At 72.9% G+C, this 14,412-nt stretch carries 11 protein-coding genes; 9 read left to right on the top strand and 2 right to left on the bottom strand.

Going from position 1 to position 14,412, the window contains the following annotated elements:
• Positions 1 to 111 precede the first annotated feature (111 nt).
• The gene (locus OG702_RS33715; protein ID WP_442814759.1) at positions 112 to 909 is read left to right on the top strand and encodes an AraC family transcriptional regulator; all 798 of its coding nucleotides are present in this window, start codon (positions 112 to 114) and stop codon (positions 907 to 909) included.
• 160 nt (positions 910 to 1,069) lie between these two features.
• Positions 1,070 to 2,566: an IMP dehydrogenase gene (locus OG702_RS33720; protein ID WP_327292756.1), complete on the top strand. Its 1,497-nt coding sequence runs from the start codon at positions 1,070 to 1,072 to the stop codon at positions 2,564 to 2,566.
• An 18-nt stretch (positions 2,567 to 2,584) separates the two neighbouring features.
• On the opposite strand, the gene OG702_RS33725 is transcribed toward OG702_RS33720, so the two are convergent.
• A complete protein-coding gene (locus OG702_RS33725; protein WP_327292757.1) occupies positions 2,585 to 2,986 on the bottom strand; it encodes a carboxymuconolactone decarboxylase family protein in 402 nt (133 codons plus the stop codon).
• Between the two features lie 125 nt (positions 2,987 to 3,111).
• Between OG702_RS33725 and OG702_RS33730 the strand changes: the two genes are divergently transcribed.
• The 6 genes from OG702_RS33730 (at position 3,112) to OG702_RS33755 (ending at position 11,743) form a co-directional block, all read left to right on the top strand.
• A complete protein-coding gene (locus tag OG702_RS33730) occupies positions 3,112 to 3,999 on the top strand; it encodes a LysR family transcriptional regulator (RefSeq protein WP_327292758.1) in 888 nt (295 codons plus the stop codon).
• Between the two features lie 94 nt (positions 4,000 to 4,093).
• Entirely contained in the window at positions 4,094 to 6,985 is a 2,892-nt protein-coding gene (locus OG702_RS33735) for a SpoIIE family protein phosphatase (protein ID WP_327292759.1), read from the top strand.
• Between the two features lie 92 nt (positions 6,986 to 7,077).
• Complete coding sequence (locus OG702_RS33740; protein WP_327292760.1) at positions 7,078 to 7,545, top strand: SAM-dependent methyltransferase; 468 nt, start codon at positions 7,078 to 7,080, stop codon at positions 7,543 to 7,545.
• A 180-nt stretch (positions 7,546 to 7,725) separates the two neighbouring features.
• Entirely contained in the window at positions 7,726 to 8,628 is a 903-nt protein-coding gene (htpX, locus tag OG702_RS33745) for a zinc metalloprotease HtpX (RefSeq protein WP_327292761.1), read from the top strand.
• A gap of 126 nt (positions 8,629 to 8,754) precedes the next feature.
• Positions 8,755 to 10,053: an NAD(P)/FAD-dependent oxidoreductase gene (locus tag OG702_RS33750; RefSeq protein ID WP_327292762.1), complete on the top strand. Its 1,299-nt coding sequence runs from the start codon at positions 8,755 to 8,757 to the stop codon at positions 10,051 to 10,053.
• A gap of 10 nt (positions 10,054 to 10,063) precedes the next feature.
• A complete protein-coding gene (locus tag OG702_RS33755) occupies positions 10,064 to 11,743 on the top strand; it encodes an FAD-dependent oxidoreductase (protein WP_327292763.1) in 1,680 nt (559 codons plus the stop codon).
• A gap of 86 nt (positions 11,744 to 11,829) precedes the next feature.
• On the opposite strand, the gene OG702_RS33760 is transcribed toward OG702_RS33755, so the two are convergent.
• The gene (locus tag OG702_RS33760) at positions 11,830 to 12,069 is read right to left on the bottom strand and encodes a hypothetical protein (RefSeq protein ID WP_327292764.1); all 240 of its coding nucleotides are present in this window, start codon (positions 12,067 to 12,069) and stop codon (positions 11,830 to 11,832) included.
• A gap of 319 nt (positions 12,070 to 12,388) precedes the next feature.
• Here OG702_RS33760 and OG702_RS33765 point away from each other — a divergent pair, with 319 nt between their 5' ends.
• The gene (locus OG702_RS33765) at positions 12,389 to 14,389 is read left to right on the top strand and encodes an FUSC family protein (RefSeq protein WP_327292765.1); all 2,001 of its coding nucleotides are present in this window, start codon (positions 12,389 to 12,391) and stop codon (positions 14,387 to 14,389) included.
• Positions 14,390 to 14,412: the final 23 nt, after the last annotated feature.

The raw sequence follows: 14,412 nt of genomic DNA on the forward strand, positions 1-14,412 counted from the left end.
TCCCCGTACCGGTGGCGACTCGCCGGATGACGGCGTGGCGTGCCGGCGCTAGGCTGGCAGCAAATGCCCGTTCGCCGCCAGCCCCGCCCGACCGCCGGTGTGACCTCACTGATGTGGCCCTCCGGCGGGCGCCACCTGTGGCGGTCGGGCGGGATGAGCGCGGCGCAGTCGCACGAGCGGGGACACCTGGTGTACGCGGCCAGCGGGGTCCTGGCACTCCACACCGAGAGCGGTACGTCGGTCGTTCCCGCCAACCGGGCCGCCTGGACCCCCGCCGGTTTCACGCACCAGCACCGCGCGCACGGCGACACCGACATGCGCATCGTCTTCCTCGCACCGTCCCTGGCCCGGCTCCTGCCGGACCGTCCGGTCGTGTTCCTGGCCTCCGACCTCGCCCGCGAGGCCCTGCTGGCCCTGACCGGCCCCCGCAGCTACGACGACGCGGTGCCCGACTACAGCCCCGCCGCGCGCTCCCGCCTCCTGCGGGTCCTGGTCGACGAGCTCGTCGAAGCACACGAACAGCCACTGCACCTGCCCGAGCCGCGGGACGACCGGCTGCAGGCCATCGCCCGGATGCTGCACGAGACACCCGCGGACAACGCCACGCTCGCCGAGCTCGGCAAGCGGACCGGAGCCAGTACCCGCACCCTCAGCCGGCTGTTCCGCGACGAGCTCGGCATGACCTTCTACGAGTGGCGCACCCAACTGCGCCTCCACCACGCGCTGGTGCTCCTCGCCGACGGCCACGACACCGTCCGGACCGCCTACGCCTGCGGATGGGCCAACCCCAGCAGCTTCATCACGGCGTTCACCCACATCATGGGAACGACCCCCGGCCGCTACCGGAGCCGTGGCGCGGGCACCGCCCACCCGGCTCCGCCTGCGCCGGCGGTCGAGCCCCCGCAGTGACGCGTCCCCCGTGCCTCCTACGTCACGATTCGTGCCCAGGCCCCGCTGATCGATAAGGTGCCGTGTCACGACCGCCCCCGTCCGATCCACGGGCCCACGGCCATGGGGGCGATCCTCACGGCGGGGCAGTCGGCCCCGGCCGACCGGTCAGGAGGAACGAGTGGCACAGATCATCGACGAGGTCTCGCGGACGTTCAACGAGTTCCTGCTCCTGCCGAACCGGACCCGGACGGACTGCTCGGTCGGCACGGTCGACCTGCGCGCCCCGCTGGTGCGGCTCATCGCGGGGGAGGCGGCGGCGATCGAGCTGCAGTCCCCGTTCACGTCCGCGATCATGCAGGCCGTCGGTACGCCCGACCTCGCGATCGCGCTCGCGCGGAACGGGGGTCTGAGCTTCCTGCACCACAATCAGCCGATCCAGGACCAGGCCGCGGCGGTGCGCCAGGTGAAGAACTTCAAGGCCGGGTTCGTCACCAGCGACACCAACGTCCGCCCAGGCGACAGCTTGAGCCTGCTGGTCGATGTCATGCGCCGCACCGGCCACAGCACCGCGGCGGTCACCCACGACGGGACGGCCACCGGCCGCCTGCTCGGGCTGGTGACGTCCCGGGACTTCCACCCCCAGCGCCATGATCTGGCCGGACCCGTCAGCGGCCGGATGATCGCCGTCGCCGACCTGGCCCACGCCGGGCCCGACGTCACGCTGTCCGAAGCCAACGCGCGGTTGTGGGACGAACGGCTGGACTGCCTGCCGGTGCTGGACGCCGAGGGCCGCCTGCAGCATCTGGTGTTCCGTTCCGACTACGCGGACAACAAGCGCTTCCCGAACCAGGTGGTGGACGCCGCCAAGCGTCTGCGTGTCGGTGCGGGCATCAACACCCACGACTACCAGGAGCCCGTCCCGGCCCTGGTGGAGGCCGGCGCGGACGTGCTCTGCTTCGACTCCTCCGACGGATACAGCGACTGGCAGGCGCAGGCCCTGTCGTGGGTGAAGAAGCACCATCCGGAGATCCCGGTCGGCGGCGGCAACGTGGTCGACGGCGAGGCGTTCACCTTTCTCGCCGAGGCGGGAGCGGACTTCGTCAAGGTCGGGGTGGGCGGCGGCGCCATCTGCATCACCCGGGACCAGAAGGGCATCGGCCGCGGCCAGGCCAGCGCGGTGCTGGACGTGGCCGCGGCCCGGGACGCCTTCCGCGAGCGCACCGGCGAGTACGTGCCGATCTGCTCAGACGGCGGGCTGGGCCACGACTACCACGTGGCGCTTTCCCTCGCGATGGGCGCCGACTTCGTCATGATGGGGCGCTACTTCGCGCGCTTCGATCAGGCGGCCGGCGCGAAACTCCCCACCCGTGACGGCTTCGTGAAGGAGTACTGGGGTGAGGGCTCGAACCGGGCCCGCAACTGGCAGCGTTACGGCCAGGGCGGCCAGGGGCTGGTCTTCGAGGAGGGCGTGGACGGCTACGTCCCCTACGCCGGCGACCTCAACGAGGGGCTCGCCCTGACCGTCGTCAAACTCAAGACCACGATGGTCTCCTGCGGCTCCACCAGCCTGCCGGAGTTCCGGTCCACAGCCAGGCTGACCCTCGTGTCGGAGCAGAGCTTCCAGGAGAGCCACGCCGGCGTCACCCTGCGGGACACCCCGGCGACGGCCTCCTGAACGCAGCGGGCGGGCCGGTCAGCCGGCAGCCGTGATGGGCAGCAGACCGCGCTCGGCGAAGACCTTCTTGGCGACGAGAGTCGCGTTGATCGATCGCGGTATGCCGCAGTAGACGGCAGAATGCAGCAGAGCCTCGCTGACCTCCGTCGCGGTCAGGCCGACGTTGAGCGCGGCGTTGATGTGCACGTCGAGTTCGATCTCGCAGCCGCCGAGCGCGGCGAGTACGCCCAGGGTGACCAACTGCCGGTCGCGCGGCGGCAGTTCGGCGCGGGAGTACATGTCGCCGAAAGCCCATGCCACCACCTGGTGCCCCAGCTCCGGTGAGGTGTCGGCGAGGGTCTCGACAACCCGCCGGCCCGCTTCGCCGTCGACGTCGCCCAGGACCTTCATTCCGTATGCGTAGCGCTCTTCGCGGTTCATGGATTCTCCTCGGGTGCCGTACCGCTCCGGTCCGTCCGGTGCGTTGCCACCAGCCTGGCCGACAGCCGGCCCCCGATCTGCCCCGGAGGTATATTCGCTATACTTGCCATGCCTGGGAGGTATGGATGGAGCTGCGGCTACTCGCCTACGTCGTCGCGATCGCGGAAGAGGGCAGTATCAGCGGCGCGGCGCGCCGGCTGCACCTGACGCAGCCCACGCTCAGCCGCCAGTTGCGCGAGACGGAGGACCGGCTGGGGGTGGTGCTGTTCGCCAGGCAGGGCCGCGGTCTCGCGCCGACGCCGGCCGGCGAGGTCCTGGTGCGGCGCGCGGTCACCCTGCTCGCCGAGGCGGAGTCCACGCTGAGGGACGTCCGGCTGGCGGCGCAGGGGATGAGCGGTCACCTGACGGTGACCTTCGCCGGGTCGGGCATCAACGGGCCCCTGGGCGGTGCGCTGAGCCGGGTGCGGCGCGAACTCCCGCGCGTGGAACTGCAGTTGCAGGAGAGTTTCAACGACGCCGAGATGTCGGCCGGTGTGCTGGACGGCCGCTTCGACCTGGCCGTCCAGCGGCTGCCGATGCGCGACGCCCGGCTGTCCACCCAGGTCTGGTGGCAGGAGCCGCTGACCCTCTTCCTGCCCGCCGGCCACCCGCTGGCGCAGTCCGCCGAACCCGCCCCGCTGGCAGCACTGGGCCAGATCCCCCTGGTCGTCTGGCCCCGGGACGTCTCCCCCCGCTCCTACGACGAGATCATCGCGCTGTGCCACAGCGCGGGCGTCGTGCCGCAGATCAGCGCGGAGGGCCGCAGCGTGCAGACGCTGCTGGCCCTGGTCGCCGCCAGGTTCGGTGCCGCCGTGCTCGCCGACTCGCACCGCGCGCTGCGCCGCGTCGGCGTGACCCCCCGCCCGCTGGCCGGCACCACGACCACCCTGCACCTGGCGTGGCGGACCGGCGACGCCAACCCGCTCACCGAACGCATCCGCACCGTCCTGACCGACGCGCTGAGCCCCGGGTAGGACCGCCCCAGGCGCACCACGCGGCCGGTTCATCCACACTTGTACGGAGAGCTCCGCGGATGTGGTGAGTCCTACCGGCAGGGGGCGAGGTGTCATGAGCGACAGCGGCGGTGTCCGCACCAGGCTGGAGTGGCTCGGCCTGCGGGACGATGACATGGACGATTCGGCCCTGCTGCTGCTCACCCTGGCGCAGGCGGTGGGCGCGCTGGGCGGTCTGGGCGGCCTGGCACATCTGGGCGGCCCGGAGGGCGGGCTGCGGCTGGCGGCGGTCAGCGGGGTGCCGACCGGGATCGCGCGCCTGTGGGACGAGCTGAGCAGCACCTCCTCGGTGGCGCCGGCTCGTGCCGTGGCACTGGGCGAGGTGGTCTGGTCGGATCACTGGCCCAGCACGGTCGAGGGGCGGCGCCCCGCCGGTGTGGTGTCCGCGCCGCTGACCTCTTCCGACGGGACGCCCATCGGAGCCCTGTCGATCCTGCTGGACGGCCCGCCGGAGGACGCGGCCCGGCAGGCGCTGCGCGCGTTCGCGGCGGCCGCCAGCGCCCGCCTGCCGAAGGTGCACCACTGGCGCAGCGGCGCCACCCCCTGGTGGCAGCAGCCGGGCGGGGCGTCCAGGCGCCGGATGATGCGGGAGGTCAGCGTCGGCTTGTGGCGCTGGGACCTGACGTCGGGGCTGCTGGACTTCGACGAGATCACCGAGGGCCTGATCCGGCTCGCCGGTCTGGACGCCGGAACCTGGGACCGGCACATCAGCGGCTGGATGGCCCGGATCCACCCGGACGACCGTCCGGGTGTCGAGGCCGCGATCCAGCGCAGCTTCGAGGACGGCCGGCCGTTCGCGGTGGTCTACCGGGTCCTCGACCGGCAGGGACAGGTGTCGTGGCTGGAGCTGCGGGCGGCCTTCGAGCGCACGGACGAGGGCCCCGCGCAGATGGTGGGCACCGCATGGAACGTCTCGGCCCAGCAGCAGCAGGACGCCTGGCTCGTCGGCCTGCTCGAACGGCACCCCGACCCGGTCTACGTGCACGCGGCCGACGACCGGGCCGAATGGTCGAACGCCGCCGCGAACCGGCTCGCCGCGCGCACCGGAGTCGAGATCACCGGGCGGGTCCCCTGGGAGGAGATCCCGCAACTGCGCGGCCAGGGCCTGCCCGAACTCCTCGACCGGGTCCGCTCGGTCCCGGACTCCGACAGCAGCACGACGGTGCGGGTGCAGTGGTCCGGTGACCGCACCTCCTGGTACGCGGTACGCGCGGTGGACGTCGGCGGCCTGGTCGCCACCCAGTGGTCGGACATCACGGCCCAGACCGAGGCGGAGCAGGCCGCCGCCCGGCGCAGCCGGCAGCTGGAGGCACTGAACGACGCGCTCATCAGGGCGGTGGACACCTCCGACGTCGTCGCCGCGGTCGAACACCACGTGCTGCCGATGGTGGGCGCAGACGGGCTGGTCGTCTACTCGCTGACCGGTCCGGCGCCACGGCTGGCCGGCATCACCGGCCATTCTGCGGGCTTCCTCGACGCGATGGAGGCTGTCGCCTGGCCCGAGCGGCTGGAGGCCACGGCGCTTGCCGCCGGGCCGCAGTTCATCTCCTCCGTGACGGAGCTGGGCCGCCAGTGGCCGCACCTGCTGCCGCTGGCGACCCTCGGCGGCCGGCAGGCCTGGGCGGTCACCCCGCTCATCGTGGGCGAGCAGACGGTCGGCTCGGCGGTCTACACCTGGCGCGAGCCACGGAACTTCACCCCGGACGACCGGGCGCTGCTGGGAACCGTCGGCGTGGTGATCGCACACGCGCTGCGCGCGGCCGCCGCCTACGAGGAGGCGCAGCGCCGGGCCGAGCACCTGCAGCAGGAACTCCTTCCCGGCCCGCTGCCGCACCTGCCAGGGCTGGCCTCGGCCGTCCGCTACCGCAGCGACGCCACCGGCGTGGGCGGCCACTGGTACGACGTCGTACCCCTGCCCGGCGGCCGGGTCCTGCTCGCGGTCGGCGACGTCACCGCCGGACCGGACGAGACGGTGGCCATGGGGATCCTGCGCCAGTCCGTGCTGACCATGGCCTCCCAGGACCTGCCGCCCGACGAACTCCTCGCCCACGTCGGGGACGTGGCGCAGCGGCTCGGCACCCGGCTCGGCGGCGCCGCCGTCACCGCGACCTGCCTGCTGGCGCACTACGACCCCACCCTCGGCGTCTGCACCCTCGCCTCGGCCGGTCACGCCCCACCCGTCCTGCTCTCGCCGGGCCGGCCCCCCGAACCGGTGCGGATGCCGGTGGGTGAGCCGCTGGGCGCCGCGCGGGTGCCCGCCGAGGCCACGACGCTGCCGCTGCCGCCCGGCACCCTGCTGCTCCTGCACACCTCCGGGCTGCTGCACGGTTCCGACGGAGCCGTGCAACCCCTGATCGACGCCGTTGCCCGCCATCAGGCGGCCTCGCCGCCCATCGAGGCCACCCGCGGCGACGCCCGCGCGCAATGGCTGGAGCGCCTGTGCGACACCGTCACCGACGACCTGCCGGGCGCCCTGCCGGAGATGGCGCTGCTCACCGTGGTCACCGACCGGCTGCCGCAGGGCCACGTCCGGCAGTGGACCCTGCCGCACGACCCGGAGTCCGCCGGGCAGGCCCGCGACCTGATCAGCGACGCCCTGGCCGACTGGGGTCTGCCCGACCTGGCGGACGCCACCACGCTGATCGTGTCCGAACTCGTCGGCAACACGGTGCGGCACGCCGGCGGACTGCCCGGCGACACCATCCAGGTCCGGCTGCTGAACATCGGTGACGGGGGCGGCGGCGAGGACGCTGACGACGCCGGTGGCGGGGCGGTGTGCGAGGTCTACGACGGCTCGAAGGCGACCCCGCAGGTCAGGCACCCTTCCTTCGAGGAGGAGTTCGGCCGCGGCCTGCTGCTGGTGGCGCTGAGCGCGCAGTCCTGGGGCACCCGCTACACCCACGCGGGGAAATGCATCTGGGCGACGGTCGCCTCCCCTGACGCATGACCGCGTCCGGCGCGGACAGCGGACCGGACGCCCCTGGCACACGGGCCGTCCCCGGCTGGGCACGGCGCCGGGCGAGGCGGTAGAACCTTGCCATGCCGAGCTTCGAGGTCACACCGATAGGCACCGTCCGGAACGACCGCACGGACGTCCAGAACACCGACAACTGGGGTGCCGTCCGCAGCACGATCACCGTCGACGAGCGCTTCGGCGAGGCGTGCCTCCTGGGCCTGGAGGGCTTCTCGCACGTGGAGGTCCTCTTCGTCTTCGACCAGTTCCCGGAACGCGACGAGTACCGCGAGCCCGCCCCCTACCGCGGCCGCCCCGACCTCCCGCCGGTGGGTGTCTTCGCCGGCCGCGGCCCCCGCCGTCCCAACCGCATCGGGGTCACCTGCTGCGCCGTCGAATCCGTGCACGGACGCGAACTGACGGTAGTGGGCCTCGACGCGGTCTCCGGCACCCCGGTCATCGACCTGAAGCCGGCGATGCGTGAGTTCAGCCCGGTGGACATCAGGCAGCCGGAATGGGTCACCGGCATGATGGCGGAATACTTCCAGCCGTAGGCCGCCCCCGGGCCCCGGGGAGCCCCTGGCCCCGTCGCCGGGGGGATTTGTGATGCCGTATCCCGGTAAAGCGGAGCACACTGGTGGTGAGGTTCCGGCGCTCGCCGACCGGAGGTCCGGTGCGGCGGCGGCCAGGGCCGGTGCACAGACCCCGGTTCATGAGTGAGGTGGTGAGCGGTCGTGCAGTCGAGATTCGCCCCCGACCGGCAGCTGACGGTCCGGATGCTGGCGGTGACGTTCTTGCTGGGCCTGGTGTTCGTCGCCTTCATCGCCGTACTGATCGTGCTGCTGAAATCCCTGGTGCTGGTGGCGGTGATCGCCGTCGGCCTGGTGGCGGCGCAGTTCTGGTTCTCCGACCGGATCGCGCTGTTCGCGATGCACGGGAAGGAAGTCACCCCCGCCGAGCAGCCCGCGCTGCACGGATCGGTCGACCGGCTCTGTGCCCTCGCCGACATGCCCAAGCCCAGGGTGGCCGTGTCCCAGATGGACCTGCCGAACGCGTTCGCCACCGGCCGCAACGCCGACCACGCGGTGGTGTGCGTGACCACCGGCCTGCTGCGACGCCTGGAGCCCGGGGAACTGGACGGAGTGCTCGCCCACGAGCTCTCGCACGTCGCGCACCGGGACGTCGCGGTCATCACCGTCGCCTCGTTCCTCGGCGTTCTCGCCGGACTGCTGGTGCGTTTCGCCTTCTACTCCGACCTCTTCGGCGGCGGCCGGCGCGACCAGAACACCGCCGCGCTGCTCGGGATCGTCCTGTCCGTGTCACTGCTGGTCTACGCGCTGAGCTTCCTGCTGGTCAGGGCGCTGTCCCGCTACCGCGAGCTGGCCGCCGACCGGAGCGCGGCCGAGCTGACCGGGCGTCCCGCGGAGCTTGCCTCGGCGCTGGTCAAGGTGAGCGGCACGATCTCCCGGATCCCCACCGAGGACCTGCGCACCGCGCGCTCCTTCAACGCCTTCTTCTTCAGCCCGGCGCTGAAGGAGGGGTCGGCTCTCGCGACCGTCTTCTCCACCCACCCGAGCCTGCAGCGCCGGCTGGACAACCTGGCCAAGCTCTCCACCGAGATGGGGCTGCAGGCCTGAGAAACCGCTGCTCGCCGCCTGTGCGGCGAGCAGCGCGCAAGTGCCGGAAAACCGCTCGTCCGGGCCTCGCCCTCTTGTTTGCGCGTCGCCCCCTCGGGCAGGCACGCCGAGAGGAAGGGAGCACTTATGTCCCGATCCCGTGTTGTCATCGTCGGAGCCGGATTCGCCGGATACGAGGCCGCCCGAGCTCTGACCCGCCACCGAGGTCTGCGCGAGGAGACCGAGGTCGTCCTGATCAACCCGACGGACTACTTCCTTTACCTGCCCCTGCTGCCCCAGGTGTCGTCCGGCGTGCTCGACCCCCGCCGGGTCGCGGTGTCGCTGCCGAGCACTCTGCCGCAGGCCCGGCTGGTGCTCGGCGAGGTCGACGGAGTGGACCTGGACCGGCGCACGGTGTCGTACACCGGCCCTGAAGGCGATCCGGGCACGATGTCGTACGACCGGCTGGTGCTCACCGTCGGCAGCGTCAACAAGCTGCTGCCGATCCCGGGCGTCGCCGAGCACGCGCACGGCTTCCGGGGCATCCCCGAGGCCCTCTATCTGCGCGACCACACCACCCGCCAGATCGAGCTGGCGGGCGGCACGGACGACCCGGCGGAGTGCGTCGCACGCTGCACCTTCGTGGTGGTCGGAGCCGGCTACACCGGCACGGAGGTCGCCGCCCTGGGCAAGCTGCACACCGACGCCCTGGTCAAGCGGCACCGGGTGCTGAAGCACCGGGACCCGCCGCGCTGGTTGCTGGTGGACATCGCCGACCGGGTGCTCCCCGAGCTCGACCCCCACCTGTCCCGTACCGCCGACCGGGTGCTGCGGCAACGCGGCGTCGAGGTGCGGACCGGCCAGTCGGTCAAGGAGGCCACGCGCGGGGGAGTACTGCTGAGTACCGGCGAGAGGATCGCCACCCGCAGCCTGATCTGGTGTGTCGGAGTCCGCCCCGACCCGCTGGTCGCCGTGATCGGCCTGTCCACGCAGAACGGCCGCCTGGTCGTCGGCGACGACCTCCAGGTCCCCGGCCTTCCCGACGTCTACGCGGCCGGTGACGCCGCCGCCGTGCCGGACCGGGCAAGGCCCGGCTCGTACACGCCGATGACCGCCCAGCACGCGGGAAGGCAGGGCAAGACCCTCGCGCGCAACATCGCGGCCTCCTTCGGCTACGGCAGCCCGCGCCCGTACAAGCACCACGACCTCGGCTTCGTCGTCGACCTCGGCGGTGTGAAAGCGGCCGCCAACCCGCTGGGCGTCCCGCTGTCCGGGATCGCGGCCGGTGCTGTCACCCGCGGTTACCACCTGTGGGCGATGCCCGGCAACCGCACCCGGGTCGCCGCGGACTGGCTGCTCGACGCGATCCTGCCGAAGCAGGCGGTCCAGCTCGGCCTGGTCCGCTCGTACGCGGTCCCGCTGGACACCGCGGCACCCCCCTCCTGAGAGGTCCGGTATGACCGCGTCAGGGAACGACCCTCCCGACCACCCCACCGGGACGCCGGCCTCCCCCCAGCTCACCGAGGCGCTCAAGGCCCGCCTCGTCGCCTACGGGGTGGTCCAGGACATCCGCGCCGGGGACGTCGTCTTCCGTCCCGGGGACCCGGCCTACGACCTGATCGTCATCGACACCGGAACGATCGACCTGCTGATCCCGCCGGCACAGGACCGGGACGAGGAACTGGTCACCACCTACGGCCCCGGCGGCTTCCTCGGCGAGCTCAACCTGCTGACCGGGCAGACGATGCATCTCCTGGCCCGGGTGGTGAGCCCGGGCCGCATCCATCGCATCTCCCCCGCGCAGCTCCGGCGCCTGATGGCCGACGAGCCGGAACTGTCCGACGTGCTGCTGCGGACCTTCCTCGCCCGGCGCGAGCGGCTGCGGACCGGAGCCGCGGCCCACCGCCTGGAGATCGTCGGCCTCGGCGTCTCCGCCGGCGCGCTGGCCCTGCGGACCTACGCCGCCCGCCAGCGGCTCCCGCACATCTGGCTGGACGCCGGCAGCGCCGCCGGGCGCGGCGTCATGGCCTCGACGCCGCTGTCGGCCTCCGACCTGCCGGCCGTCGTCATCCACGACCGCGTGCTGCGCAACGCCACACCGGGCCGGCTGGCCGAGGCCCTGGGCCTGTCCTACCGGTCCGAGAGCGGCGACCCGGTCGACCTCGCCGTCGTCGGAGCGGGACCGGCCGGCCTGGCCGCGGCCGTCTACGGTGCCTCCGAGGGCCTGGAGACCGTACTCCTCGACGCGGTGGGAACCGGCGGCCAGGCGGCCGCCAGCTCCCGGATCGAGAACTACCTCGGCTTCCCCTCCGGCATCAGCGGCGCGGACCTCGCCCAGAGCGCCGCCGTCCAGGCGCTGAAGTTCGGGGCCCGGCTGTCCAGCCCGTGCCGGGCCGTCGCGCTGGAGACCGGCGGCCACCACCTGCGCGTGCTCCTCGACGACGGGGCCGCCGTCGACGCCCGCACGGTCCTCGTCGCCACCGGCGCGCGCTACCGCAAACTCCCCCTGGAGCACTGGGAGCGGCTGGAAGGCGCCGGCATCTACTACGCCGCCACCCACCTGGAGGTGCAGATGTGCGCGGGGCAGCCCGTCACCGTCGTCGGTGGCGCCAACTCGGCAGGCCAGGCCGCCCTCTACCTCGCCTCCAACGGATGCCAGGTCACCCTCGCCATCCGCGGCGGCACCATGGAGGCCGACATGTCCTCCTACCTCGTCGACCGCCTCACCACCGATCCGCGGGTGACCGTGCGGACCTCGACGGAGGTCGCCGCGCTGTCGGGAGCCGATGTGCTGGAGGACGTCACGCTCCTCGACCGTGATTCCGGCGCCCGTACGCAGCAGCCGTGCCGCAGCCTGTTCTGCTTCATCGGCGCCGCCCCGGCCACCGCCTGGCTCGACGGCATCACCCTCGACGCCGGCGGCTTCATCCGCACCGACGTCCAGCTGGACGCCGCCGACCTAAGCCCGGTGTGGTCGGACCTGGGCCGGTCCCCCCTCCCGTTCGAAACGAGCGTGCCAGGCGTCTTCGCCGCCGGCGACGTACGCGCCGCATCCATGAAGCGCGTCGCCTCCGCCGTCGGAGAAGGAGCAAGCGCCGTCCGCTCCATCCACGCCGCCACCGGACTCCGCGTCTGACGGCCGTCGCTGTTCTCACACGCGGCGTGACGACAGGAGGGCGCCCTCCGGAGGTCCGGAGGGCGCCCTGTCAGTGGTGGTGCGGGTCAGCGGCCGTAGTGGTGGCGGTGGCCGGCGAAGCGGTGGTCGTGGCGGTGGTGGTTCCACCGGGCACTGTCGTGGTGGCGGTTGTGGTGGTGCGCGGAGCGGTGGTCGCTCCGGCTGTCACGGTGATGCGACGCGGACGCGGCGGCCACGGACGGCGCGGCCGCGGAGGCGACCGTCGCACCGCCCAGCACGGCGACGACTGCCACGCCGAGCGCGGCGGCAAAGCGGGAAACACGCATAGGGATCTCCTGTCGGAGCAGGCACCCGTTGGTGCCTGCAGGGGTCGAACAGGGCAACCGTCCCGCCCGGCGGCGGTCCCGACACCGAGGCACGCCCGTAATGACACTCATTGTGATGGGATGCGCGGATCTGTGGAACCGCGGCGTTAGGCGATCCGTGGACCGGACGCCGTGTTGCGGGCGGGCCTGGCGATCCAGGGCGCCCGCTGTGGGCCGGGGGCGGCGAAGCGCCGGCACGGTTGCGGCTCCCGGGTGACCGGTCCGTCTCTCGGATGCGCCGCGGGACCCTCGGTGGGTGCGGTGCGAAATGGTGGGGGCCATGGTCAAACCCGCCGGTTCGAAGCTCGGTCGTCGCTGGGGATGGAGCACGGCAGCCGCGCGGGTGTCGCCGCCGGGATGGCTGCTCGACGCGGTGCGGCCGCGGCCCGCGCGCGTTCCCTGGGCCGCCGTCGCACGAGCCGCTGTCGCGCTCGCGGCACCGCTGTCGGTGGGTCTGGCGGTCGGCCGCCCGGACTACGGCGCCCTGGTGGGCATCGGTGCCGTCTTCGCGGTGCTGTGCGACAGCGCGGACGCCTACCGGCTGCGGGTCCTGAACATCGCGGTGCCGCAGCCGTTCGGCGCGGCCGGCGTCGCGCTGGGCATCCTGGTCCACGGCCGGGGCTGGGTGGCGGTCGTGACGCTGACTGTCCTCGCCCTCGTCTCGGGCATGATCTCGTCGATCGGCTCGGTGGCCTCCTACTGCGGGCTGCTCCTGCTGCTCAACGCGGTCCTGGGAGCAGGTGTCACCTTTCCCGAGCCCCACTGGACGGCGCCGCTGCTCTTCCCCCTCGGCGGTGCCCTCGTCCTCGCGCTGACGCTTACCGGCTGGCCGTTCCGGCGCGGCGCCCCGGAGCGCAACGCGATCGCCGGGAGCTATCGCGCCGTGGCCGACCTGCTGGAGGCGGGCGACCCGGGCGACTACGACCTGCGGCGGCAGGCCGTCACGACGTCGATGAACGAGGCCTACGACGGCATCCTGTCGCGCCGCACCCGTGACATCGGCACCCGCAGCCCGCGGCTGCGCCTGCTGGCTCAGCTCAATGCGGTCACCCCGCTGGTGGAGGCATCGGCGGCCGCGCGCCTGCCCGACCACGTAGCGGCCCCGGAGATCCCCGGCATGGTGCGGGAGCTGGCGCAGGCCGTCGCCGAGGGCAGGACCGGCAGGCGCCCGCCGGAACCGCCGCCCGCCCGGACTCCCGCAGAACGTGCGCTCAACACCGCACTGCGCCACGCCGCCTCCGTGGTGAACGAGCGGGCGCCCGTCCTGGACAGCGTCGCCGACCTCCTCGGCAGACCCAACACCCTGCGGTTCCGGGCCCGCCGCGCCACCTTCGACGTCCTGCTCTCCACGGCCTCGTGGCGCTACGGGCTGCGCCTGGCCCTCTGCATCGGCATCGCCCAGGCCCTCGTGTCGGTCGCGGCGCTGCCCCGCTCGTACTGGATCGCCGTCACCGTCACCTACGTGCTCAAGCCCGACTTCGGTTCGGTCTTCTCCAGGGCCGTCACACGGGCGATCGGCACGGTGGTGGGCTTGGTGGTCGCCGCCGCGATCGTGCCGAACATCGCGGAGGGCTGGGTGGACGTCCCGGTGATCGCGGTCCTGGCGGGGATCATCCCCGCGGCGTCGGTGAAGGGGTACGGCTTCCAGACCGCGTCGATCACACCGGTGGTGCTGATGCTGACGGATCTGCTGAGCCACCAGGGCGTCCATCTGGTGCTCCCGCGCTTCGTCGACAGCTTGATCGGCTGCGCGATCGTCCTGGTCATGGGCTACCTGCTGTGGCCGGAGAGCTGGCACGCGCGTATCGGCGACCGGCTGGCCGACACCGTCGACGACGCGGCCGGCTACCTGGCGAGTGCCTTCGGGACCGCGGTGCTCAGCGACGAGGACGAGGCCGAACGGGCCAGGACGCGGCGGCGCGTCTACCGTGCCCTGTCCGTCGTCCGCTCCGAGTTCCAGCGGGCCCTGGCAGAACCGCCGCCGGCCGGCCCGCAGGCCGCCGCCTGGCTGCCGCTGGTCGTCGCCGTCGAGCGGATCGTCGATGCCACGACGGCGGCACGGATCCGGGTGAACTACGGAGCCGCGCCACCCGAGATGACGGAGGTGGCCGAGCTCCAGGAACGGCTTCGCCACCTCGCGCGCCGGGTGCGGACGCCACGCGCCGAGGAGGTGACGGCGATCGGGAAGGGCGGCGGCGGAGGCACCCTCGCAGGCCTGCGGGACGAGGTCGAGGCGGCGTGCGCGATTGCCTCCACCGGGCCGAGCCGCCCTGGCGGCTGAGGGACGACACGGTCCCTCCGCGT

The sequence above is a fragment of the Streptomyces sp. NBC_01198 genome (assembly GCF_036010485.1).
Classification (GTDB): domain Bacteria; phylum Actinomycetota; class Actinomycetes; order Streptomycetales; family Streptomycetaceae; genus Actinacidiphila.

Coding starts and splice junctions, on each gene's coding strand:
- OG702_RS33715 (WP_442814759.1), top strand. CDS start 112: ATGTGGCCCTCCGGCGGGCGCCACCTGTGGCGGTCGGGCGGGATGAGC.
- OG702_RS33725 (WP_327292757.1), bottom strand. CDS start 2,986: ATGAACCGCGAAGAGCGCTACGCATACGGAATGAAGGTCCTGGGCGAC.
- OG702_RS33730 (WP_327292758.1), top strand. CDS start 3,112: ATGGAGCTGCGGCTACTCGCCTACGTCGTCGCGATCGCGGAAGAGGGC.
- OG702_RS33735 (WP_327292759.1), top strand. CDS start 4,094: ATGAGCGACAGCGGCGGTGTCCGCACCAGGCTGGAGTGGCTCGGCCTG.
- OG702_RS33740 (WP_327292760.1), top strand. CDS start 7,078: ATGCCGAGCTTCGAGGTCACACCGATAGGCACCGTCCGGAACGACCGC.
- OG702_RS33750 (WP_327292762.1), top strand. CDS start 8,755: ATGTCCCGATCCCGTGTTGTCATCGTCGGAGCCGGATTCGCCGGATAC.
- OG702_RS33755 (WP_327292763.1), top strand. CDS start 10,064: ATGACCGCGTCAGGGAACGACCCTCCCGACCACCCCACCGGGACGCCG.
- OG702_RS33760 (WP_327292764.1), bottom strand. CDS start 12,069: ATGCGTGTTTCCCGCTTTGCCGCCGCGCTCGGCGTGGCAGTCGTCGCC.
- OG702_RS33765 (WP_327292765.1), top strand. CDS start 12,389: ATGGTCAAACCCGCCGGTTCGAAGCTCGGTCGTCGCTGGGGATGGAGC.